Raw genomic sequence first — 23,676 nt, forward strand, 5'->3', positions numbered from 1 at the left:
TAAGCTCTATCTCAAGTGATAGTTCCCGTAATTTTCTATAAATATTAATTATCTATCAAGTCGGTGTTGGTATTAAAGGTTGTCATTAAAATGTCATTTTTGTGTTTTTGTTAATTAATTTTAGTGGGGCTATGGAGGTTTGGTATTTATGACCTTTAAAAAGTAACCAATAGAATTAAACTACATGCATATCAATCTGTTGTTATAAAGTCTTGTAATTTTATTTAGATTGGAGGTATCAATGGTTAAATTACGATCATCAAATTGGGAAATGGCAATACAGATATACATGTTTCATTTGAATATGACCAGGGAACAAGCCTGTTTAGCGTTAGGTATTAGCGACCCAGACAAGTCGAAAGATCTCGGAAAAGCATGTTCAACATTAACTAATGCCCAACCAAGAGTGAAACAGTCAAGCTTTAATTCGTAAGGTGGCTGTTAGATTGTCTTTTTATTATAAATATTGATAGGTGTTACATGGTAGTAAGTAATGATGTTTATGTTGTCGCTGCATCGAGAACCGCAATAGGTTCGTTTGGGGGTAGTCTTTCAAAGCTTCCCGCTATGGTTTTGGGCGCTAGAGTGATTGAGGCGATGCTTGTTAAGCAGGGAATCGCTCCTTGTGAGATTGATGAAGTTATTATAGGTCAGGCGCTCGCAGCTGGTTGCGGTCAAAACCCAGCTCGTCAAACGGCAATGGCGGCAGGTATTCCTGATGTTGTATCCGCGTTTACGATCAATAAAGTTTGCGGCTCTGGACTTAAAGCTTTGCAGTTGGCTTTTCAGGCTATTAAATGTGGAGATGCGGAGTTAGTGGTTGCAGGTGGTCAAGAAAATATGAGTCAGGCACCGCATATTCTTGCTAACTCACGAAATGGGGTAAAGATGGGTAATTGGCTCGCAGAAGACACCATGATTAAAGATGGGTTATGGGACGCATTCAACAATTACCACATGGGTATAACTGCTGAGAACATCGCTAAAAAATACAATATTTCACGCGAAGAGCAAGATAAATTTGCTTATCAATCTCAAATGAAAGCGGCGAAAGCTTTAGAAGCGAACCGTTTAGAAGATGAAATTGTCCCAATAGCAGTCTCTCGTAAACGCCAAGACCCGTTAATTTTTAGGCACGATGAGTATCCTCGTCCAGAAACCACCTTAGAAGCTTTGTTCAAGCTTACGCCTGCCTTTGATAAAGAAGGGACGGTCACGGCCGGCAATGCTTCCGGTATTAACGATGGCGCAGCGATGGTTATTCTCGCTTCCGAACAGAAAGTAAAACAGTTAGGTTTATCGGCAATGGCGCGTCTGGTGAACTTTTCGACCGCCGGCGTTGAACCTGCACTTATGGGGACTGGACCGATCGAAGCATCACGTAGAGTTTTAGATAGTTCCGACTGGCATATTGATGAACTCGATCTCATTGAGTCTAATGAAGCATTTGCTGCTCAGGCTATTGCCGTCAATAAAGAAATGCAATGGGACCCTTGTAAAGTCAACGTTAATGGTGGATCGATTGCATTTGGACATCCGATTGGAGCGTCCGGTGCTCGCATTTTTGTCACTTTAGTGAATGAGCTAAAACGCCAACAACTTAAAAAGGGGCTAGCGACACTGTGTATTGGTGGTGGTATGGGGATTGCTGCGACCGTTGAGATGCTTTAGTAGCGCTTAAAAATTCATTAAACGAGATGAAAAATCTCACTTAAGGTAAATATTATGTTGAAATCACTTGAAACGTTCGTCGAAATAGCTAAAGGCAAACCAGTAAAAAAAATTGCAGTGGCGGCCGCTGAAGATCGTACAACTCTAAAAGCACTGAAGCTTATTACTGAACAAAAAATCGCGGAGCCAATTCTAGTTGGTGACAGAGAACAGATTTTGAAAATTTCTGAAGAAGTTGATTTTGATGTTTGCGGATTTGAAGTTATCGATGAAAGGAATAAAAGCAAAGCATGTCAAATAGCTGTTGCTTTGGTAAAAGAAGGCAAAGCAGATGTTTTAACTCGTGGTGCACTGGGTACTCCAGAATACCTAAGACCTATATTGCATCGCGAAACAGGGCTTAAGAAAGCTAAATTGGTTTCTCAAGCTGGCTTTGTTCATATCCCTACTTATCACAAGGTTTTTGCTTTCACCGACTCTGGCATAAACATAGCTCCAGATGTAAATGAAAAAGCACAGATGATTCAGCAATGCGTCGACGTGTTTCATTCTGTTGGTGTCGACAAACCAAAAGTTGCAATTATTTCTGCTACTGAAGGTGTAAAAACAGCGATGCCTTCAACGATCGATGCTGCAATCCTGACTCAAATGAATCGTCGTGGAGCTATTAAAGGCTGTACGGTCGATGGACCCTTATCTATCGATTTAGCGTTCAGCAAAGAGTCTGTCGTGCATAAGGGCTTGGATACTGACGTTGGGGGCGATGTTGATTTGATCTTACTTCCTGATATCAATGCTGCCAACACTTTCTATAAAACCAGCACTTTCTTAGGTGGAGCCAAAGCTGCTAGCTTTATTATCGGCACCGTTGCTCCTGTAGATTTCCCGTCTCGTTCTGATTCTGTTGAAACCAAATATTACGCTATGGCCTGTGCAATCGCGCAATGTGCAGAGAGAGCAGTCAAATGAAAATACTCGCAATCAACCCTGGTGGTATGTCGACTAAAATCGCTGTTTACGATGATGAGTCTCTTCTCTTTAGCAAATCTATTGATCATTCAGTAGCTGATATGGGGGCATTTCAGACGATAATAGACCAGAAAGAGTATCGTAAGGGTTTTATTCTCCAAGCACTCAAAGATAATGGCATTGCTTTAGATCAAATTGATCAGTTTGTTGGTCGAGGAGGAATGGTACGAAATCTTCAAAGTGGTGTTTATCGCATTAATGACCGGTATTTACAAGACGCAATGATTGGCTTGAACGGCCAGCACGCATCTAATCTAGGCGGTATTTTGGCCTATGAACTAGCAAAACAAGTCGATATCAACAAGGACGCGTATACGGTTGATCCGGTAATGGTCGATGAGTATGACGATATCGCTCGCATATCAGGGATGTCTGATATTTCACGTGTACGCAGCTTTCACGCGTTGAATCATAAGGCAGTAGCACGCCGTTATGCTAAACAACATAATACGGCTTATGACAAGCTTAATCTTATCGTTGCTCATTTAGGGAGCGGGATCAGTGTTGGCGCCCATAAATCGGGTCGAATTGTCGATGTGAATTCTGCACTAGGAGGGGACGGTCCTATGAGCCCTGAGCGCAGTGGTGGGATCCCTCCTCTTGCCCTTATAGATATGTGTTTCTCCGGCGACTATACCTATCAAGAGGTTTATAAAAAGCTTATCGGTGAGGGAGGGGTTTACAGCTATCTTGAAAGTAAAGATATGCTTGAAGTCGAGCACCGTCATAGAGGGGGAGATATCAACGCGACTCAAATACTCAAGGCTATGGCGTATCAAATCGCAAAAGAAATTGGTGCTTGTGCGGCTGTCCTGTCGGGTGACGTCGATGCGATTATCTTAACAGGTAGCTTAGCGTATTGTGGGCCTTTGATTGACTGGATTGGTGAGCGAACACATTTTATTGACGCTCATTTGATTGTGTATCCAGGAGAAGATGAAATGCAAGCGTTATCTCAGGGTGTTAAAGATGCTCTGCTTGGCGTACGAGAAATTTTGGATTATTAATTAACACTTTAATTTAAGCGCTGTACTTAGTCGTGCAGTGCTTTTTGTCATTGGAGGTAGTCATGACACACAACACTTCATTTCCCTTTGGAATGCCGGTCCAACAAGGTAATCCTGCCTATACAGTAGCGCCTAATCGTTTTGTTAATCGTGAGTATTTTATCATCACTTACGAAACGGAACCTGAAGCATTAGAGCGTGTTTTGCCACCCGGACTTGAAGCCCCTCATGCAATAGTAAAGTATGAGTTTATGCGTATGCCTGACTCGTCAGGTTTTGGCTGCTTTCAAGAGTCTGGCCAAGTGATTCCAATAACATTTGAAGGGAAGCCCGGGTCATATGTTCATTCTATGTTTCTTGATTGTCACCCTCCGATTGCTGCAGGGCGTGAAATTTGGGGATTTCCTAAAAAGTTGGGTTCTCCAAATTTAGAGGTGGACGGAGACACGCTATTAGGAACTTTAGATTATGGGAAAATTCGTATCGCTATGGGAACTATGGGTTTCAAATACCAAGAGCTTGATAAAGCACGGGTGCAGGAAGAGCTTGGAGGGCCCAATTTTCTTGTGAAATCTATCCCTGACGTCAATGGAAGTCCCGCCATTTGTCAACTTGTTCGTTATTACATGACGGATATCAACGTTAAATGGGCATATATGGGGCCGGGAGCACTTGAGCTTCATGCCCACGCAATGGCACCCGTTAACGCTCTACCTGTAAAGCGTGTTATTTCTGCCAGCCACTTTGTCGCCGATTTGACACTACCCTATGGCGAAGTTGTCATTGATTACCTCGAAAATGCAGTTTTGTAAGTTGAAATCATAGTATCCCCTAGTATTGAGGCATTTGATTTTTAGTCTTTAAGTCAGCGGTCGAGTTCCGCTCAAGGGGAGCGAAATGCAAGTATCGGTTTACTCTAAGTAATAGAACTGCCCAGTCTATCATGTATCAAAAATTATATTCGGTCATACAAAAGTGTGAGGAGTACCTATGAATTCAGAATACGTTTACCCAGTAAAAGAGCATATTAAACTCAATAGTCATGCAGACAATGACAGTTATCTAGCCATGTACCAACAATCAGTGGCAACGCCAACGAAATTCTGGGGGGAGCATGGCAAAATAGTGGACTGGATCAAACCATTCACTCAGGTTCAAAATACTTCATTTGAAGCTGAACAAATAGATATTCGTTGGTTTGAGGACGGCACGCTTAATGTCTCGGCTAACTGTATTGATCGCCACCTAGCAGAGCGAGGAGATGAAGTAGCCATTGTTTGGGAAGGAGATGATCCGGCAGATAATAAAGCCCTTACTTTTAACGAACTACACAAAGAAGTGTGTCAGTTCTCTAACGTTTTAAAAGACCAAGGTATACGAAAAGGTGATGTGGTGTGTGTTTACATGCCGATGGTGCTTGAAGCTGCTATCGCGATGCTTGCCTGTACACGAGTAGGGGCTATTCATACTGTCGTATTTGCAGGGTTCTCACCAGACGCATTAGCAGGTCGTATTATCGATTCAGATGCGAAAATGGTCATTACTGCAGACGAAGGTTTGCGTGGGGGCCGTGTAGTACCATTGAAGAAGAATGTGGATGAAGCACTCACTAATTTGGAAGTGACAAACATTGAGAAAGTGATAGTAGTAAAACGTATCGGCAGTAATATCCATTGGAGCGAGTCTCGTGATGTTTGGTGGCACGAAGCGATGGCGGTTGTTTCAGACGTTTGTCCACCAGAGGAGATGAAAGCCGAAGATCCATTATTTATTCTCTATACATCAGGATCAACAGGTAAACCCAAAGGTGTATTACACACTACCGGTGGTTACTTAGTTTATGTAACTATGACCTTTAAATACGTATTCGATTACCAGAAAGGTGAGACTTTTTGGTGTACTGCGGATATAGGTTGGATTACGGGTCACTCTTACTTAATTTACGGACCACTTTCCAATGGTGCAAAAACACTTTTGTTTGAAGGTGTTCCCAATTATCCAACGACAACTCGTATGAGCGAAATCGTCGATAAGCATCAAGTCAATATTCTTTATACCGCACCAACAGCGATTCGAGCACTGATGGCAAAAGGATATGAAGCCGTTGCTGGTACTTCTCGCTCAAGCCTCCGGATCATGGGTTCTGTCGGTGAGCCAATCAACCCAGAAGCGTGGAGGTGGTATTATAAGGTTATTGGCAACGAAAAATCTCCTATCGTTGATACTTGGTGGCAAACTGAAACAGGTGGTATTTTAATCGCACCGTTACCCGGCGCAACTGATCTAAAGCCTGGTTCAGCAACCCGACCATTTTTTGGTGTGCGACCAGCACTTGTTGATAGCGAAGGTAACCTCATACAAGGGAGTCCAGCGGAAGGTAAGCTCGTTATTTTAGATTCTTGGCCTGGTCAGATCCGCACGGTTTATGGAGACCATAAGCGTTTTGAACAAACGTACTTCTCGGCATTTCAAGGTATGTATTTTACTGGTGATGGCGCTCGTCGTGACAAAGACGGTTATTACTGGATAACAGGTCGTGTTGATGATGTATTGAACGTATCGGGCCACCGTATGGGGACGGCTGAGATTGAGTCGGCTCTGGTTGCACATCATAAGGTTGCAGAGGCTGCAGTCGTGGGGATTCCTCATTCTCTCAAAGGTCAGGCCGTTTACGCTTACGTAATACTAAATGATAATGAGGCTTCCTCAACAGAACTGAAGAAAGAATTAAAAAACTGGGTGCGTAAAGAGATTGGTCCTATCGCAACACCCGAAGTGGTTCACTGGACTGATTCTCTACCAAAAACGCGGTCTGGAAAGATCATGCGTCGAATTTTACGAGAGATCGCGACGGGAGATACTAGCAATTTGGGTGATATTACAACGTTAGCTGATCCAAGCGTTGTAGGTAAACTTACTGCAAAAAGTTAAGTGACCAATGGTGAGTGTTCAGTTACATTGGACAATCTCTAAATCTACTATTGAGAGGGTTGCACAAGATTTTTAATGGAATGATAGCGATATAAGTTCAATGCGCACATATGTAGCCGTAGAAAATCTTCAAGAGGTAACTAATTGCGCTACGTTTATCTATGTATAAGAGTAAGAGAGCAACGTATACAGTCCCCGATGGCTACCCTCTCATTTTGAGGTTTCCTTTAAAATCGTATCAATATTGGACTACTCGTTAATACACTGATCGTATCTACAAAATATCCTATAACCCAAAGGGTGGTTTCATTGATAGGTTACCTTGATTTAAATCTGCCTTTATTATCAATTAGAGTGATTATAATTAACTGTTGGGTTTATAGGGTTAACTCTTTATTATATCAGCAGTTAATTATCGAATTAAGGGTGAGGTAAAGCTTAGGATATTCGTTACTTTGGTAACTGATACAATGATACAATGATACAATGATACAATGATACAATGATACAATGATACAATGATACAATGATGAAATTATGACATTAATTTGTTTTATGCCTAACATGATTCTTTATTTTAGATATATTATGATTGTTAATGTCAACATCCTCATTGAATATAAAAATGAAAATTAAAATATCTACTTTTTGTATTGCGTTAATTATGATTCATTGTAATGCCATGGCCGCTGAAATTAATACAAATATTCTCAAGAGCCAGGTAGTCTATATAGATAAAAGCGATGATTGGTTAAAACTGAAATCAGGGGAAGTCATAAAAGGTGAGTTAGATGGTACTATTAAAAAAGATTCAAATTCTTATAGTCAAGAGATAGTTTTTGATAGTGATGACTTAGGTGACTTGGACATTGAACTTAAAGATATTTTAGTTCTTGAAACAGCTAGACTATTTACGATTAGAACACTTAATGGAAAGACTTATGTCGGCTATTTATCCATTCGTGACAATAAATTATACTTACGGAATGGTTCTAATGAAAAGTTATTCCCGGTTACAGAGGTTGTGTCTATCTATCTCGGTACTGAGAAAGACTCTGAACATTGGGATGCTAAAGTGACGTTTGGATTAGACATTAATAGTGGTAATAGTGATGAGTATTCTTTTCGGGGAGATGTTAAATCAGAACGAAATACAGTTGATTCGCGAATCAAGCTTAATGCTAGTCATATATCTTCCGAATATAATGATGAAAAAACATCAAATAATACAAAAGTTGGTGGCTCCTATGATCTATATATTAATAATAGAATGTTTCTTAGACCGCTAGATTTGTTTGTACAGAGTGATGAATTTCAAAATTTGGATTATCAGGTTAATGCTGCGATACAGCTTGGTTACTTCTTCGTCGCCAATTCGGAAATGGAATGGGATATGTCGCTTGGCCCTGGTTATCAGTATAGCCGATATTCCACGGTAGAGGCAGGTGAGTCTCTAAGCGCTAGCAGTAGCACCTTTAACCTTGAGTCAAACCTGAAGCATGAAGTAACAAGAGATATCGATTTTGTTCATCTCTATAAACTTAATTGGGCGAGTGAAAAAGCGGGTGGTACTCGCCAGACTAATGAATTTGGTTTTGATATTGACCTGCTGGGAGATTTTGAGTTGAGTTTGGATGCAATATGGGAACATGTATCTAAACCCAAAGTGAACGCAGACAATGTTTTACCTGAGAAAGACGATTATAAACTTTATGTAGGTTTAACTTATGAGCTCTAATCGCGCTCCGCGAAACGCGAAAATAGCTTGTTTTAAAAGCTGAAGTTCTACTTAGTCTTGAAGTAAAGCCGCCTTCTATAAGAAGGCGGTTTTTTTTTAAAGATCAGGAGCGCATGAATAATGAGTACTTTCAGAAGAGTCTTCAGTTAGTACACCATATTTGGCGTCATCCGAAGTTTGGTTATTAAGATCATAATACCAATAGATAAACCAGCTTTTGCTAGGATCATTACTAAACAATAATTTTTGAGTTAATGCCATGTTCATTCCAAAACTATGGAATCCAAGACTATTAATTACGTTTACTGCACCTTCATCATTTTTATTTAAGAAGAACATAAGGTTCTCTACTTCGTCAGGCGTTGGTGGGTGATAATTCCCAGGCAGACTCTCGCAGTATTTAGCATTTGATAGGATGTTTTGGTTATTAGCATCTGATACCGTAGGCCCTAATATCCAACCTTTTGATAATCTTGGAGTATATTTATAGCTTTGATCTGCCTTATTAAAGGATTCAGCATACTTACCATTTTCGTTTTCAATATAATCTATTCCACTGCCTACATCTACTCGATCATAATATGATGTATTACTGCTCGCAAAGGCTCCAGTACTAAAAGATAGCAAGATCGCTATAGCTAAATGTTCTTTTTTCACAATATTTCCCTAGTTAAATTTAACGAGGTGAAATCATAAACAGGAATGAAATAATTAACATGATAAGTTATTTATTTTTAGAGGGGATTCGACATTAATTTATTTAAGCCTCTATCGCAGCTATTTTTATTTTTTGTGAAGTCAAAAATGACACATGACATGAGTAGATTCCATCAAACTTACCACTAATTTGGGAGGTATTCATAATTATATATTTTGGTAGGAAGGTGGTTTAACTCTTATTGGAGGCTTAGTAGCGTCGTACAGGTTTCTCTCTATTGATTGAAAGTAAAACTTAGTATCCGCCACAAGCATGGATAGGTTTAGAAGAAGCACGTTAATTATATATTAGTAGCAATTAGTATGGTGGCAGTAAACGAAGGCTTATCACTAAAATGATTAAAAATCACGAAAAACGCTTTTGATTATGGGTAAATTCCAATTTAAATTGGCTTGATTTGAATCTGGTTTATAATGTGCTCGCCATTTATTCTGGTAGCTTCCTGCCACTTCTTGATAACACAAAGGACAGCAATGGCGTTTTGCAGAAAAATGGGCTTTAGGAGTTTGTTCAAATTTTTTCTTGTGCTTTTTACAAATTATAATAATTGAAGACCGGCTGTTTACATACTGAACTAAAGAGTAATCATATCGGTCACCCCATTGCTTGATGGCTTTGCGAATAAACGTTTTGTTAGTACCTCTAGGTAACGGCATAAAAATACTTTAGTATCTAGTTTGAAAAATATAGACATCGTAATAAAACATATTTCAATCTTTGTTTGTTAGCATTGATTAATTATTTATGGGAGAGGATGCATTCCTAAGTCTACGCTATCAATTGAAGTTGACTAGGGCGGGTCTCTTTTAGTTTTCTTGGATGCAGTTTCCATAATCCTAAAATAGAATAACCAGCATTGAAGTATCAATGTATCTTATGTGTACTCCTAGTATACTTTAAATGAAAATACCTAGTGGAAAGTTGTCGGAAATTTAAGTTTATGAAAGGATTTAGTGGGTCGGCTAGGCTCTTATTAACAAGCTTATCGAGTCTACTAGTTGTTTAACATTTGCATGCCTACTGAAGGATCCACTGACCATGGGTTGTGTAAGTAACTTTCTTACCAAGAACCCTATACCAATTCCATCAATTTTTACAAATATCATTTTATGGTTGTTTTAAACAAAATCATCTTATGATTGTTTTTATGTAAGGTGTTGATTTTAATTTAATTTTAAATATCACTTTATGGTTGCTTCAACAATAGTTAAAAAATCAAGAGCCGCTTTTTAGCGGCTCTTTTTTGATCTTAAACTTGGTAAATAGCGATAGAGTGTCAGTGATAGTATGTTTTTATTTTTCGAAAGAAGTTGGATTTAAAATGCTATTAACAGATTTAATGAGCGTAGGAACTATGATGGTGATTAGTATTATCATAAATAATGATGCGCTAAACCAGTGCCAACCTAAGACATTTGTCGTGTAAAAATAAGCACCGATAGAAAGTGGTAGCGTAAAGTTAAATACGATTAAGATAGTCAATGCAGCTCCAGCCCATAATATACCGAATTGATTCTCTAATCCTGAAAACCCCATGCCTGTGTAGAAAAGCCCCGATATCATTGCAATTAAGGCGCTTAGACAGCCTGAGTTCATTTTAAATCCTAGTTCCCATTGATAAAGATTTAAAATATCAGAGCGACTAGTCATTTGAATTAGCATTTCAACTTAATATTATTTTCGATGTGCTAATAAATACAGTGTGGGCATTTTAACATTTTGATTACAAAGGGGTTTTTATTTATTTGTAGACAAAGATAGATTGGGTATCAATGATAGCTGAGCATTATATTGGGTAATACAACCTTAAATTGTTCTTAATTATTGATTGTATTGGATTTTTAATGGACTGGTTTTGCAGAGCAAGCTTGGACGCTTGTTCCCAAATGCGATTAAGGCAAGTAGTCATAGAATTATTTTTGCAAGAACTAATATGCGCTAATATCTGAATCTTTTCGTTGGTAGGTTATTGATTTCCCTAGTAATATATTTTTCTTGTTGTTCTCTAGGTTTAGTGGAGTCGTTTGAAAATTAATATAAAAAAACCGCTTTTTAGCAGCTCTTTGATACAAGAAGCGTGTTACACGGGTACCTGCTTAGTAGAAATCGACTTTACTTGCGTCCATAGAATAGATTGTGGAGACTTCGGACTCACCATCGACATAGCTAATATCTAAAGTGGAATTTTTGGTTGTGATCTTTCCTTCAATCCACATCGGAGTTGATAGAGAGTCAACTTCAATTCCTTGTGGGTAGTCAACCAAAATCATTTGATTCGCTGGTGGTGGAGGGGTATGGATACATGCCCCTGCTGTTGGGACAAACAAAAACTTAGTGACCTTTAAACCATCGAAATCGATCGGCGTAATGTAGCCTGGAACTCGATGAGTTGCGTTAAGGATGCTTGGGTTTGCTTGCGTTGCCATAATTTTTCGTTGATCAGTGATTTGCTCACGCAGATCGAGCAATTTATGGATATCAATACCTGCTTGTTCTAGTCGAGCCTTAGATACTGCATACTCTTTTTTTAGCTCTGCTGAAGGAGACTGTTCTGGTGTATTGCTAACTTGAAGGTATTTAGCCACGTAGGCTAAATCGTCTAATTGATTTACATTAAGGTGCGCAAAAGGATCTTCGATCGTTTCTATATTCGGGCGAAGTTCTTCCCAATAGGTATACGACACTTCGCTAGAAAAAGCTGAAAGAGAAAAGACAGATAAAACGACGGTTAAGAAAAGTTTGCGACACATAGAAATCATATCCTGAGCAACCATAGAAAATAAGAGATAATGTTTGAGGGAGTGAAGGCAAGTCGTTCAACTTGCCCTCGTTTTGTTATAGGGTGTCTTTGTAAACTTTCCCGTCTTTCATGATGTATTGGAATTTCTCTTCGTATTGATTCAGAATTTCAATGTCATCAAGTGGATTACCATCAACAAGAATCAAGTCGGCATAAGCTCCTGCTTCAATCTTACCTAATGAGCCATATTTATAAGGGTTCATACCGCCACTCCAGCTTAATACTTCAGCCGCATTAGAGGTTCCCATTTTCATTATATCAAATGGCGTGAATCCTGCTTTTTGCATGTAGGTCATGTTCTCAGCCTGTGCCATGTTATAGGCAGGCCCAAACATATCACCACCGGTTACTACAAGAATGTCGTGCTTCTTAGCCCACTTGAACATCTGTAATGCACCTTCGTAAACTTTAGAAGCTTTTGCTTTCTGATCTGGACTAAAGAAAGTGATTGATTCTGGTTCAGCAAAAGCTTTGAGTGACATTACCGCTTGTGCTGATAGTGCAACGCCTTCTTTTTTCATACGTTTGATTGTATCTTCCGATACCAAGAAGTTATGCTCGATAGTACGAACACCTGCATCGATAGCACGGTTAACAGAGCGATCGTGATACGCGTGTACGGTTACATAAGTGCCATAATCTTTAGCAACTTCTACTGCTGTCTCTAGCTCTTCTACTGACATTTGGGTCATGTGGATAGGGTCAAATTCACTAGCAACACCGCCACCTGCCATGACTTTAATTTGGGTTGCACCTGCTCTTAGGTTCTGGCGTGCCGCGCGACGGACTTCCGTTTTACCATCAACGATATAACCAAAACCATGGCGTTCTAGATCATCAACTGCTCCAGGCTGGTCATTAAAGTTCCCCGTGTCTGCATGGCCACCTGTTTGGCTTAGGAAGCCACCTGATGGGTAGATTCTAGGTCCATCAATCAATCCATTATTAACCGCTTTTGCTACGCCTAAGATGTTACAGCCAGCATCACGAGCCGTCGTAAAGCCTTGCTCTAGATATTGATTCATTGATACGTAGGTTCTGGCACCCATTGCCATTTGGTCATATCCCTGCTTACCTACTAACATGCCTTCTTGGATACACAAGTGCGAGTGCATGTCGATAAGCCCAGGAATCATCGTTTTACCTTGTCCATCCACGACAGTTGCATCAGCTGCGTCAATCGCAGATTTAGATATCTTCTCTATTTTGTTATCAACCACGAGTACATTGTGGTCTTCATAGAGCTTGTTTTCAGTTCCATTAAAGATGTCAACATTGGTAAAAAGGGTAGACGCGGCATTCGCTGAAAAGGCGAGTGAGCATGATATTGCGACAACTGACAGTTTAAGACTCTTATGTTTCATTATGGTACCTATAATTTCCGTGCGTGGCGGGGTATCCGCATCGCGTAACAATCCTTACTAAACTAGTGTTACGAAGTTAGTTATTCAGAAAATATCCGTTTAAAATGACTAACATTCATAAACTTAGGAGTAATGTTGCCAGTAATCAAGGTTCGATAATTGCCATTTGATGACATGAAGATATATGACTAGATTTGATTGTGGTGATTGTGGTGATTGTGGTGATTGTGGTGATTGTGGTGATTGTGGTGATTGTGGTGATTGTGGTGATTTGGTCTTTGCGCGGGGTATAGCTTATAGGGTGCAGGGTGTCATAAAGGAGCGATATAGATATATCTATAGGTGAGGAGTGATTATTAGCAATAAGAACACTCGCAAAAAAACAGCAGGCATTAGGTCTGCTGTTTGAGTGTTGTTACTATGAGGATCGTTTAATGACTTCGCCTACATCGTAAACTTTATCTGCTTTGTGACGAACAAAGTAACCAACAAGGCACGTTTTATCTTAGAGATAAATATGTAGAAGCCGATAATATTGCCGTCGTTATGCTGAATTATTCGTTGATTGGAAAGTTAGACGGGAACAGCGCACGTTTCGCTTCTTCATCACGTTCAGTTTTAAATTCAACATCTTTGCCGGTTTCGCGGGCGCGCAGTGCGGCAGGGCGAGTGTTGATTGTATTAAACCAACGCTTTAAATTCGGGTAAGGCTCTAGGCCTTCTTCACCAAGTACGACTGGCGCTTTATCAATCCAACCCCATGCAGCCACATCAACAATGGTGTACTCATTTCCGACGATAAATTCACGATCTTCCATATGCTTTTCTAACACTTCGTAGTGACGTTGTGCTTCACGTAGGTAACGGTTCACAGCGTAGTCTAGGCCTGCTGGCGCAGCATGGCGGAAGTGTACCGATTGACCAGAATAAGGACCAAGACCACTCGCAATAAACATCATCCAAGATAACAGTTCAGCTCTGTCTTCAGGTTGCCCACCTAGCTTGCCCGTCTTCTCTGATAGGTATAGAAGGATGGCGTTCGAATCGAACACACGTTGCCCATCGTCTTCAATCGCAGGTGTTTTACCGTTCGGGTTGATTAAGCGATATTCCGGCGTGTGTTGTTCACCTTTTAAGGTATCGACAGGAACGAGTTCAAAATCTAGGCCTGTCTCTTCGAGAAACAGAGCGATCTTCATTGGGTTTGGTGTTTGGTGAAAATAGAACTTAAGCATGGGGTAACTCCTTGTATTGGTAATTCATTAAAGCATCACTTGAACGGTCGTTCAATAATTGATTTTAAATTATTTGAAAATCTGTTGATTCGCACTCCAAGTCTATGTGTTTAAAACCTTCGTTATTTGAGCGACGGTTAACATCGCGCGATTCAGTGTGTTGAATTTTAAGTCGTTGAAAAATTGTTCTTAAATCGGCTGCTTTGGTTTGTTTTGATGCGGAGTTTGGATTTGTGGTTGGTGGTTTTCGGTGAAATAGGGCGTATGGAATCCGCAGTTAGATATTCCAACATAACTGTTGAGTACAGCTTCAAACCAGAATTATCTGGATATACAGGCTTACTGGTAAGTTCAAAATCGTGATCTGTTGCCACACCTTATGCAACAAATGAATATAAACGTTGGAGATTCAGGTGTGCTTCACGGTTTTTTAATCTTAGGGACTTACATTGGTGAGCAAATCTGATGTGAACACTTAACGACACAGGATCTTTCCATGAAAAAGAACATTATCGCCCTCGCTCTTGGTGGCATGCTGGCTTTTGGCGCAACACCTTATTCTTTTGCTGCTAACGATGGCGCAGTACAAGCTTCTGCGGATTACGCGCAGTTGGTGACTAAGCGACAAGTTGTCGACCAACTACTTCTTGATGCGTTGCAGGCGTTTAAGTCTCCGGCAAGAATATCTCACGCGGGCTTCACGGCTAAAATGCCAAGCAACATGGAAATTGTGACTAACCGATTGTTAGAAGCGTACCAGCTAGAACCATACCGTACTGACTTGTTGATCTCGGCAGCGAACGCTCAGATATACAACAAGAATGCAGAGCGAGCTATTGAGCTGTTTGAGCAAGCGCTGACGGTTGCACCAGACGATGTTGACCTTCACGCTTACCTTGCGGTTTGGCAGCGATTTGAAGGCAATGAAAGTGAATCCAATAAGCATATGGAGAAACTGGAAAGCCTGAACAAAGGCAAAGCAGAAGACATCAAACGTATTTTTGCAACGGTCGACCGCGTGTTAGAAACTCCGTTGAAAGAGTCTGCGGACAAAGGTCTGCTCGATGATCATGGCGCGATCGTCACTTTGGGTTACGCGCTTAATCCAGACGGGTCAATGCATCAGATCTTGATTGAACGTCTTGAGACAACATTGGCGATGGCTAAAGCGAATCCAGGTGCGGTGATCGTGTTAACGGGTGGCGTGCCGAAGAACCATAAGACTGAAGGTAAGTTAATGGCAGATTGGCTTATCGAGAAAGGGGTAAGTAAAGATCGCATCATTGAAGAGAACTACGCGACCAGCACGGTAGGAAATGCCTTGTTCAGTAGCTATGCACTTGCTCGTCATGATATTAAACACGCGACCATTATCAGCTCGGCAAGCCATGTTCGACGTGGTCAAACTTTGTTTGAAATTGCTAGCTGGCAAACTGGTCCTCAGGGCATTACTTTCGATACGGTTTCTTACCCAGACAAGCCACTCGCAGATCTTAAGAAGACGAGTGATGGTGAGTTATTAGGTATCTACCGTGATGCTCTTAGAACATATGGGATGTGGAGCTACCGCTCTTACCCATTAGAGTCTCGCTAGGCTTGGGGTTACTTCACCGTAGGCAAAGTATAAGTTGCTAGTACAATCGAGCACGGCTAGATGGTATGCTGTGTTCCTACTTAATTTAGTGTTTCAAAGGCAAAAAAATGAACCCGATTTTAGCAATGTTGAAAGAGAACAATATTAGCGACGAGCAGATCAGCGAGCTATTCAAAACGTTGACAGAGAACCCTCTTGCAGCAATGGCGACAATCAGCCAACTTGGTTTACCACAAGATAAGCTTCAAATGCTGATGGGTCAGGTAATGCAAAACCCTGCGCTAATCAAAGAAGCAGTTGAAGAGCTTGGCCTAGATTTTTCTAAGGTTGAAGCCGCTAAAGAGCAACTTCAAAAATAAGTGAGTTTGAATGAGCTGATATCGTCTTAGCTTAATCAAAATTCAATGAAAAGGTCGTTTAAGTTCAGCAACAGGCTGTCTTAACGGCCTTTTTTGATCTTGGTGGCGATTATTCACTTTGATCAAGTTGCTTTCAATCCCTGCCTCCCATTTTCTACTTAACGACTATTTCAAAACAATTGACAGCACCTTTGCCAAATATGTATTGCTACTGACAATTTACTTACTAGACTTAATTAACCTATGTGCGACTTGGTATGTGCACCTTGATGAACAGTTTTTTTGGGATGAGGAATGCCCTGAATAGTAGGGATATCAATATCAAACAATAGCGCTGTTTATTTATGGGTCACAACAAGAAAAAGAATAAGAGGGCACTCAAATAAGCCCTTTATTGAGCAGTGATTTTATAGGAAATGAGTTATGAAATATTTAAAGGAAACGGCTTTAGCGAGCCTTGTGTTGGCAGGGCTTGTTGGTTGTGGCGGAGACTCAGGATCATCAAGCAGTACGACACCCATTACTTTGAGCGTGAGTGATGCGCCCATTGATGATGTTAAAGACGTCACCGTGACATTCAGCAAGGTCGCTTTACTTCCTCAAGGGGGAGGTTCGCCACTGATATATGATGTGTATAAAACGGACGAAAACGGCGACTACGTTGATGAAAATGGCGATCCATTGCCAGATGGTGAGGACCCTATTCCATTAAGTGTGAATTTATTGGATTACCAAGGCAGCGATGCGCTCCCTTTGATTGAAAATGAGGTCATTCCGGTAGGCAGCTATAAGTTGTGTGTGTTTGCGAATGATGGCGATCACCCAACAGATCCATCTTACGTGGTAGAAAATGATGATACGAATCGTGAGTTAACGGTTAAAGGTGAAGGCGCGTGCCCGCAAGGCGTGGGTAAAGAAGATAATGCTGGCGTACTTTACTTTAATAACTCATTTAATGTGAATCAACAAAGTAACGATTTTGTTGTCGAGTTCGATCTTCGACGTGGCCTAAAGAACAGTTCGACATTCCCTGATTACACCATTCAAAGAACGTCTGTAAGCCTTATTAATACGGCTGAGACAGGAAACATTGAAGGTACTGTAGCGACAACAACTTTTGGAGCTTGTAACCCTACAAATGACAATACCTTCGTCCAATCGGTTTATTTGTATGAAGGTGACATCGCTAAAGCTAACATGGCTCCGATTGGCGGCAGTGATGAAGTGAAACCGATCACTTCAGCGTCAGTGGCAATGAATGAAGCACAGACTAACTATGAGTTCTCTCTGGGCTTCATTGATCCAGGTACTTACTCATTGGGTTATACCTGTACTGCGCAGTACGACAGTGATGAAGACAATGCTGATCCGGTTGCTGATGGTTTTGAAATCTATGATGTTCAAAATAGTGTTCAGGTAGTGGTTGGTCAGGATAACCAAGTATCGTTTTAAATCTTTGACGTGATTAAGCATTCGAATAAATACGGCCTCTTATTTGGAGGCCGTTTTTGATCATGTCACCTAGCAAGCATGAATTTGATGCGCATTGAGTGTGACTCTAGGGAAGTGATAATGTAACGTTGTATCTCTTACTCTAACCTAGCGAAATGTACTCCGGCGTTGATTATGAAATCTAGCTTAAGCATTCGATCTTATACCAAGCAATTTAATACCCATGCCCATGATGACCATCATCAATTGGTATTGCCGATCCAAGGCAGTATTAATATCGAAATGGTGGGGTATGCCGGCAAAGTGGCGGTGGGCGAATGCGTGGTGATTCCAGTAACCACCGCGCATGCGTTTAAGGCGGATGAAGCAGCGCGGTTTATTGTCGCGGATATGGCGGAGTTGCCGCAGCATTTGTTAGAGCATGAGCTTTCGGTTTTCACGATAACGCCACCTTTGATGAGCTTCTTGTTGTTTGTAGAGAAGCAGTTGGAATATCAGGTCGATAGCGGTATTGAGTCATCAATTTTGGATGTGTTTTCACTGCTGTTAGAGCAACAACAAGTGAGCAAGAGCATCGACCCAAGAATCCGCGCCGTACAAAGGCTGATAGCGGATAATTACACGCAGCCGTTATCCATTTCACAACTTGCAGAAACGGCCTGTTTGAGTCCTACTCAATTCAAAAAACGCTTCAAAGAATGCCTGGGTATCAGTGCCCTTAAATACATCACTCGATATCGTATGGAGAAAGCTCAAGCCTTGTTAACCCACACAGATTTACCTGTTCAATTGATCGCTGAAAATGTGGGATATAGTGATGTTTCTGCTTTCAGTCGCCGCTTCTCTCAGCACTTTGGAATGTCTCCAAGGGCGTTTCTAGGCTCAATGAAAGACAGTCTTTAGAAACAACAATAGCGTCCTTTCGGCAAACTAACTTTTATCAATCTTCATTATTATCTATTTCAGAACTGAAAATTGGGTAATAGAAATGAATCTTGCCATCAATCGCGTTAACGAATTCCAAACGGGCACTTTAGCCATCTTGTTTGCTTCCATTTTATGGGGCACGACAGGCACCGCCGCAAGTTTTGCGCCTGATCTAAGCCCATTAGCGATTGGTGCTTTCTCTATGGGTGTCGGCGGCCTAATGCAAGCGGGCTTAGCGTATCGAAAAATCCTATTAGTCCTTGATCAACTTTTGCAGAATAAGAAGCTGTTGGCAGTGAGCGCTTTGGCTTTGGCGGTCTATCCTTTAACTTTCTATTCTTCAATGAAATTATCAGGCGTGGCGATTGGTACCGTGGTTTCGATTGCAACCGCACCTTTCTTTTCAGCACTGTTAGAGTGTCTGATTAGCAAAAATAACAACATCAACAAACGTTGGCTCACTAGCTTTGCGATTGGTGTCGTGGGTATTGGGTTGTTGGTGTTTTCAGAATCTTCATCGACGAATGAATCCGGTGATGATCTAAAGCTGTTAGGTATTGCTTTGGGGTTGCTCGCTGGGTTGTGTTATGCCATTTATTCTTGGGCGACCAAAGCACTGATCGACAAAGGGATTAAGTCACAAGCGGCAATGGGCAGTATTTTTGGCCTTGGTGCGATGCTGTTGCTGCCAACGCTCTGGTTTACTGGTGAGAACCTGTTTTCCTCGCAGATTAACGTATTAGTCATCAGTTATCTGACGTTAATCCCACAATGCTTGGGCTATATCGCGTTCAGTTTTGGTTTACGCCACGTGACCGCGAGTAGCGCCAATCTGCTGACTCTGTTTGAACCAGTAGTCGCAGCGGTGCTTGCCGTCTGCGTTGTCGGTGAGCTGATTCCTTTTATAGGTTGGCTAGGTATGTTTCTGATTGTGCTGTGCTTGTTGATACAGTCGAAGCCATCTAAAGGCACGTTATAAGTATTTGTTTTGTTGAGCCTAATTGAAATTTATTCATGCGTAATTCTTATAATTGAATAAAATCAGTATCTCAGTTGTGAGAGTGCTGTTACTATCGCTATCAATAGTCGGGGGGCATATACCTTATTTGGTGTTTGCTGAGATCGTTAATCGAGACCCGTTGAACCTGATTCAGTTAACACTGGCGTAGGGAACTATAAGCACTCGATCTACGTCTGCACCCATGAAAACTTTCATGAGCCTAATGCGACTTCTCCTTCGATCAGTGTTCGTTCTCCTACGTCTTGTAAGATAGTAGGAGCGACAATGACACACAGTTCTATTTCAAAAGATTTAACGCCAAAATCCTCAACACAGCAGCACTCTGCTGAAGACACGATTCGCACGAATACTCCGATTGTTTTAACCATCGCTGGCTCAGACAGCGGCGGCGGTGCAGGGATCCAAGCTGATATTAAAGCCATGTCTGCTACCGGTAGTTTTGCTTGTTCTGTGATTACCGCTATCACTTCCCAGAACACTCAAGGCGTTTCCGCCATTTTTCCTATTCCACTCGACCATGTCGCTAGTCAGTTAGATGCGGTTTTTACTGATCTCAATATCGTGGCAGTAAAAGTCGGCATGTTGGCCGATGCGCAAATCATCAAAGTCGTTGCAGACAAAATTAAGCAGTATCAACCTAAGCACTTAGTGATTGACCCTGTGATGGTCGCGACAAGTGGTGATCTGCTGTTAGAAAACTCGGCTATCACCACGCTGAAACAAGAGCTGATTCCGCTGGCAGACATCATTACTCCTAACTTGCCAGAAGGCGCTGCACTTACAGGCAAAGCTGTCCCTGAAAGCGAAGCAGAAATGCAGGGCATGATTGAAGACTTACGCGCACTAGGTGCTAAAGCCGTTCTCTTGAAAGGCGGTCACTTAGAGAAGGATGAAAACAGTAACGACTTACTGATTCTGCCAACCACATCTGCTCTGATTAGCGCGAAGCGCTTTCCTACTAAAAATACCCACGGCACGGGTTGTACGCTCTCTTCTGCTATCGCTTCTTTCTTGGCTCAAGGCAATACGCTTCCAGAAGCTGTCGACTTAGGTAAACAATACATTTCACGTGCTATTGCTCATGCTGATGAGTTGCAAGTCGGTCAAGGTCACGGCCCGGTAAATCACTTCTTCGTTGGGCACGGTAATGTCCGTTAATACGGTTGGTGTTCAACTCAGCAATGCCTCCTTACGTTATAACGACAGTGAGCACGCGACCTTGTCTGGGTTGTCGCTTAGCTTAAACGCAGGTAAGTGGACGGTATTGTTGGGTCGAAGTGGCTGCGGGAAAACCACGGTATTGCGTTATTTTGCAGGTTTGCTGGAAGACAAGGTGGAGTGGCAGGGCACATTGGCAACGTCTGATGAATTGCCTTTAACGGATCGCATTGCTTACATGGCGCAGCAAGATCTGTTGCTGCCATGGCTATCGGTCATCGACAATGTTTGCCTGAGTCATCGTTTTCAAAATCCAGCTTCTGATAAAGCACTGCAAATCAATCAAGCACTCGAGTTATTAGCTGCGGTTGGTTTGGCTGATTGTGCGAATGCGATGCCGGATCAGTTGTCTGGTGGCATGCGCCAGCGTGTTGCTTTGGCTCGCACCTTAATGCAAGACAAGCCAGTGGTGCTGATGGATGAGCCGTTCTCTGCGCTGGATGCGGTAACAAGACACAAGCTGCAAAGTTTAGCGTGTGAACTGCTAAAAGGTAAAACCGTTGTGTTGATCACCCATGATCCACAAGAAGCGGTGCGTTTGGCGGACAATTTGTATGTGTTGCAAGGCACACCTGCGAGTGCTCAGTCTTTATCTGTGCCTCTCACGTCAACACCTCGAGTGTTAGATGGTGAATGTGCTGAGTTGCAACAAGCGATCTTAGCTCAGTTGGAACGTGATTATGAATGATTTAACGCGAAGCGAAGTTGGGGCTCGTTCAACCGACATACAGGCTAGCACTGAACGTCCTCGTCAGATGAATCCCGTTATGCGTTTGCTTATCAGCAGCGCCGTGATTCTCGGTTTATGGCAACTGGTGGTGGTTATCTTCGAGATGCCAAGCTTCATTCTGCCAGCTCCCGCAGAAGTCTTCATCAAGCTAATTGAACGTTACGATGTGCTACTCAAACACACTTGGGTGACTGCGCAGGAGATCTTACTTGGTCTATTGCTCGGTTTATCCATGGGGCTGTTTTTCGCCCTACAGATGTTGATGTTCGAACCGTTGAAACGCTGGTTGTTGCCTATCTTAATTGCTAGCCAAGCTATCCCTGTGTTTGCGATCGCGCCAGTATTGATGTTGTGGCTAGGCTATGGCATCGCGTCAAAAGTGGTGATGGCGGCGATCATTATCTTCTTCCCCGTGACCACTTGTTGTTACGACGGCCTGCGAAATACACCGACGGGCTATCTTGATCTTGCCAAGACCATGGGTGCATCGAAATGGCAATTGTTGCGTTATATCCAACTGCCTGCTGCGCTGCCAACTTTGGCGTCTGGCATTCGTGTGGCTGTGGTTATTGCCCCAATTGGTGCGGTTGTCGGCGAGTGGGTGGGTTCGAGTGAAGGGCTGGGTTACCTAATGCTGCAAGCCAACGCACGCATGATCATTGATGAGATGTTTGCTGCCTTATTCATCTTGGCGGTGCTATCTATTTCGCTCTATTTCATCACAGACAAATTACTTAAAAAAGCTATCCCTTGGGAGAACCAGTGATGGTTAGCTCAATAACTCTTTGTTTAATAAAGCTTCGCTCAAGGCTATTTATCTAAACAAACCTCGTTAAAAATTAGATCGACAAACACAATAATAATATTCAAAAGGAAAGGTTAACTGTGAAAAATACAAAATTGATAGGTGCAGTGGCACTGCTTGCTTCATTGGTTTCAGGTCATGCTCTAGCGGACTCTGAACAAAAGAAACTGACATTGATGTTGGATTGGTTTGTGAACCCGAACCACGGCCCGATTGTGATCGCTCAAGAGCGTGGCTACTTTGCTGACCAAGGTCTAGATGTTGAAATTCAAGAGCCAGCAGACCCAAGCACACCAGCAAAATTGGTCGCGGCAGGTAAGGTCGATTTAGCGGTAACTTACCAACCAAGTTTAACCATGGATGTGGCAGCTGGCCTTCCTTTAGTTCGTGCATCAACCCTTATCGCGACGCCACTTAATACACTAATGGTATTGGATAATGGCAAGAACGATTCGCTAGCGGATCTGAAAGGTAAGAAGATCGGTATTGCGATCGCAGGAAACGAAGAAGCGACCATCGGCACTATGTTAGCTCAAGAGAACGTTGCGTTTACAGACGTGCAAACCATCAATGTCGGTTGGGCACTTTCGTCTTCATTGGCATCGGGCAAGGTAGATGCAATTTGGGGTGGCTTACGTAACTTCGAAACTAACCAGCTAGCCCTTGAAGGCTTTAAAGCCAAAGCATTCTTCCCTGAAGAGCACGGTGTGCCCGCTTACGATGAGCTTATCTTTGTTGCGAACGCAAAGCAGCACGACGACGAAGCAATCAAAGCGTTCAACAAAGCATTGGAACAAGCAACCACTTACATTGTGAATCACCCACAAGAGTCATGGAGCGAGTTTGTTGCGTATTCACCTGATACGCTGAATAACGAGCTTAACCAACGCGCATGGAACGACACACTGACTCGTTTTGCACTTCGCCCTTCAGCGGTTGATCTAAAACGTTACGATGACTATGCGCAGTTCATGTTCGATAAAGGCATTATCAAAACGCTACCGAAAGCAGAAAACTACGTACCTGTATTTAACTAATTCGTTTTCAACAAAATGACAGCTGTAACCGAGTTGGGTT

General features: G+C 42.0%; 21 protein-coding genes and 1 riboswitch. Of the genes, 15 read left to right on the forward strand and 6 right to left on the reverse strand.

Annotation, left to right across the window (positions count from 1 at the left end; genetic code table 11):
- Positions 1-480 precede the first annotated feature (480 nt).
- From AB8613_RS20995 to AB8613_RS21020, 6 genes are all read left to right on the forward strand, one after another.
- Positions 481-1,671, forward strand: a complete 1,191-nt coding sequence (locus AB8613_RS20995; protein ID WP_372384934.1) for an acetyl-CoA C-acetyltransferase — start codon at positions 481-483, stop codon at positions 1,669-1,671.
- Between the two features lie 54 nt (positions 1,672-1,725).
- Positions 1,726-2,640 (forward strand): phosphate acyltransferase, encoded by a 915-nt coding sequence (locus tag AB8613_RS21000; protein ID WP_372384935.1) that lies wholly within the window; start codon positions 1,726-1,728, stop codon positions 2,638-2,640.
- Positions 2,637-3,707, forward strand: coding sequence for a butyrate kinase (gene buk / locus AB8613_RS21005; RefSeq protein WP_372384936.1), 1,071 nt, complete (start codon positions 2,637-2,639; stop codon positions 3,705-3,707). The genes AB8613_RS21000 and buk overlap by 4 nt, the downstream gene beginning before the upstream one ends.
- A 62-nt stretch (positions 3,708-3,769) precedes the next feature.
- Positions 3,770-4,519, forward strand: coding sequence for an acetoacetate decarboxylase (locus AB8613_RS21010; protein ID WP_102479607.1), 750 nt, complete (start codon positions 3,770-3,772; stop codon positions 4,517-4,519).
- 178 nt (positions 4,520-4,697) lie between these two features.
- On the forward strand, positions 4,698-6,638 hold the full coding sequence (gene acs / locus AB8613_RS21015; RefSeq protein ID WP_372384937.1) for an acetate--CoA ligase: 1,941 nt from the start codon (positions 4,698-4,700) through the stop codon (positions 6,636-6,638).
- A 625-nt stretch (positions 6,639-7,263) separates the two neighbouring features.
- Positions 7,264-8,376 carry a YdiY family protein gene (locus tag AB8613_RS21020; RefSeq protein WP_372384938.1) on the forward strand — a complete coding sequence of 371 codons (1,113 nt, stop codon included), beginning with the start codon at positions 7,264-7,266 and terminating at the stop codon, positions 8,374-8,376.
- Between the two features lie 96 nt (positions 8,377-8,472).
- Here AB8613_RS21020 and AB8613_RS21025 read toward each other — a convergent pair whose 3' ends face one another.
- The 6 genes from AB8613_RS21025 to AB8613_RS21050 all read right to left on the reverse strand — a co-directional run bounded on the left by AB8613_RS21025 (position 8,473) and on the right by AB8613_RS21050 (position 14,493).
- Positions 8,473-9,033, reverse strand: a complete 561-nt coding sequence (locus AB8613_RS21025) for a hypothetical protein (RefSeq protein ID WP_372384939.1) — start codon at positions 9,031-9,033, stop codon at positions 8,473-8,475.
- A gap of 399 nt (positions 9,034-9,432) precedes the next feature.
- A complete protein-coding gene (locus AB8613_RS21030; protein WP_372384940.1) occupies positions 9,433-9,750 on the reverse strand; it encodes a hypothetical protein in 318 nt (105 codons plus the stop codon).
- Between the two features lie 637 nt (positions 9,751-10,387).
- A complete protein-coding gene (locus tag AB8613_RS21035) occupies positions 10,388-10,744 on the reverse strand; it encodes a hypothetical protein (RefSeq protein ID WP_372384941.1) in 357 nt (118 codons plus the stop codon).
- Between the two features lie 446 nt (positions 10,745-11,190).
- On the reverse strand, positions 11,191-11,844 hold the full coding sequence (locus AB8613_RS21040) for a DUF3299 domain-containing protein (RefSeq protein ID WP_372384942.1): 654 nt from the start codon (positions 11,842-11,844) through the stop codon (positions 11,191-11,193).
- An 85-nt stretch (positions 11,845-11,929) separates the two neighbouring features.
- Positions 11,930-13,258: an amidohydrolase family protein gene (locus AB8613_RS21045; protein ID WP_192891168.1), complete on the reverse strand. Its 1,329-nt coding sequence runs from the start codon at positions 13,256-13,258 to the stop codon at positions 11,930-11,932.
- A 554-nt stretch (positions 13,259-13,812) separates the two neighbouring features.
- Positions 13,813-14,493, reverse strand: a complete 681-nt coding sequence (locus AB8613_RS21050) for a glutathione S-transferase family protein (RefSeq protein ID WP_372384943.1) — start codon at positions 14,491-14,493, stop codon at positions 13,813-13,815.
- Between the two features lie 496 nt (positions 14,494-14,989).
- On the opposite strand from AB8613_RS21050, the gene AB8613_RS21055 reads away from it, so the two are divergent.
- The 9 genes from AB8613_RS21055 to AB8613_RS21095 all read left to right on the forward strand — a co-directional run bounded on the left by AB8613_RS21055 (position 14,990) and on the right by AB8613_RS21095 (position 23,636).
- On the forward strand, positions 14,990-16,087 hold the full coding sequence (locus AB8613_RS21055; protein ID WP_372384944.1) for an ElyC/SanA/YdcF family protein: 1,098 nt from the start codon (positions 14,990-14,992) through the stop codon (positions 16,085-16,087).
- 107 nt (positions 16,088-16,194) lie between these two features.
- The gene (locus AB8613_RS21060) at positions 16,195-16,446 is read left to right on the forward strand and encodes a DUF2999 family protein (protein ID WP_004731647.1); all 252 of its coding nucleotides are present in this window, start codon (positions 16,195-16,197) and stop codon (positions 16,444-16,446) included.
- Positions 16,447-16,869: 423 nt separating this feature from the next.
- Complete coding sequence (locus AB8613_RS21065; RefSeq protein WP_372384945.1) at positions 16,870-17,898, forward strand: DUF4382 domain-containing protein; 1,029 nt, start codon at positions 16,870-16,872, stop codon at positions 17,896-17,898.
- A 174-nt stretch (positions 17,899-18,072) separates the two neighbouring features.
- Complete coding sequence (locus tag AB8613_RS21070; RefSeq protein ID WP_054545681.1) at positions 18,073-18,801, forward strand: AraC family transcriptional regulator; 729 nt, start codon at positions 18,073-18,075, stop codon at positions 18,799-18,801.
- Between the two features lie 85 nt (positions 18,802-18,886).
- Entirely contained in the window at positions 18,887-19,804 is a 918-nt protein-coding gene (locus tag AB8613_RS21075) for a DMT family transporter (RefSeq protein ID WP_372384946.1), read from the forward strand.
- Between the two features lie 98 nt (positions 19,805-19,902).
- Positions 19,903-20,014, forward strand: a riboswitch (TPP riboswitch).
- A gap of 96 nt (positions 20,015-20,110) precedes the next feature.
- Positions 20,111-21,004 carry a bifunctional hydroxymethylpyrimidine kinase/phosphomethylpyrimidine kinase gene (thiD, locus tag AB8613_RS21080; RefSeq protein ID WP_372384947.1) on the forward strand — a complete coding sequence of 298 codons (894 nt, stop codon included), beginning with the start codon at positions 20,111-20,113 and terminating at the stop codon, positions 21,002-21,004.
- Positions 20,994-21,752 carry an ABC transporter ATP-binding protein gene (locus AB8613_RS21085; protein WP_372384948.1) on the forward strand — a complete coding sequence of 253 codons (759 nt, stop codon included), beginning with the start codon at positions 20,994-20,996 and terminating at the stop codon, positions 21,750-21,752. Before thiD ends, AB8613_RS21085 begins: the two co-directional genes overlap by 11 nt.
- Complete coding sequence (locus AB8613_RS21090) at positions 21,745-22,560, forward strand: ABC transporter permease (RefSeq protein ID WP_372384949.1); 816 nt, start codon at positions 21,745-21,747, stop codon at positions 22,558-22,560. The genes AB8613_RS21085 and AB8613_RS21090 overlap by 8 nt, the downstream gene beginning before the upstream one ends.
- Before the next feature lie 119 nt (positions 22,561-22,679).
- The gene (locus tag AB8613_RS21095) at positions 22,680-23,636 is read left to right on the forward strand and encodes an ABC transporter substrate-binding protein (protein ID WP_372384950.1); all 957 of its coding nucleotides are present in this window, start codon (positions 22,680-22,682) and stop codon (positions 23,634-23,636) included.
- The last annotated feature ends 40 nt before the right edge of the window (positions 23,637-23,676 follow it).

Origin of the sequence: Vibrio sp. BS-M-Sm-2, assembly GCF_041504345.1 — a bacterium.
GTDB classification, from domain to species: Bacteria; Pseudomonadota; Gammaproteobacteria; order Enterobacterales; family Vibrionaceae; genus Vibrio; species Vibrio satsumensis.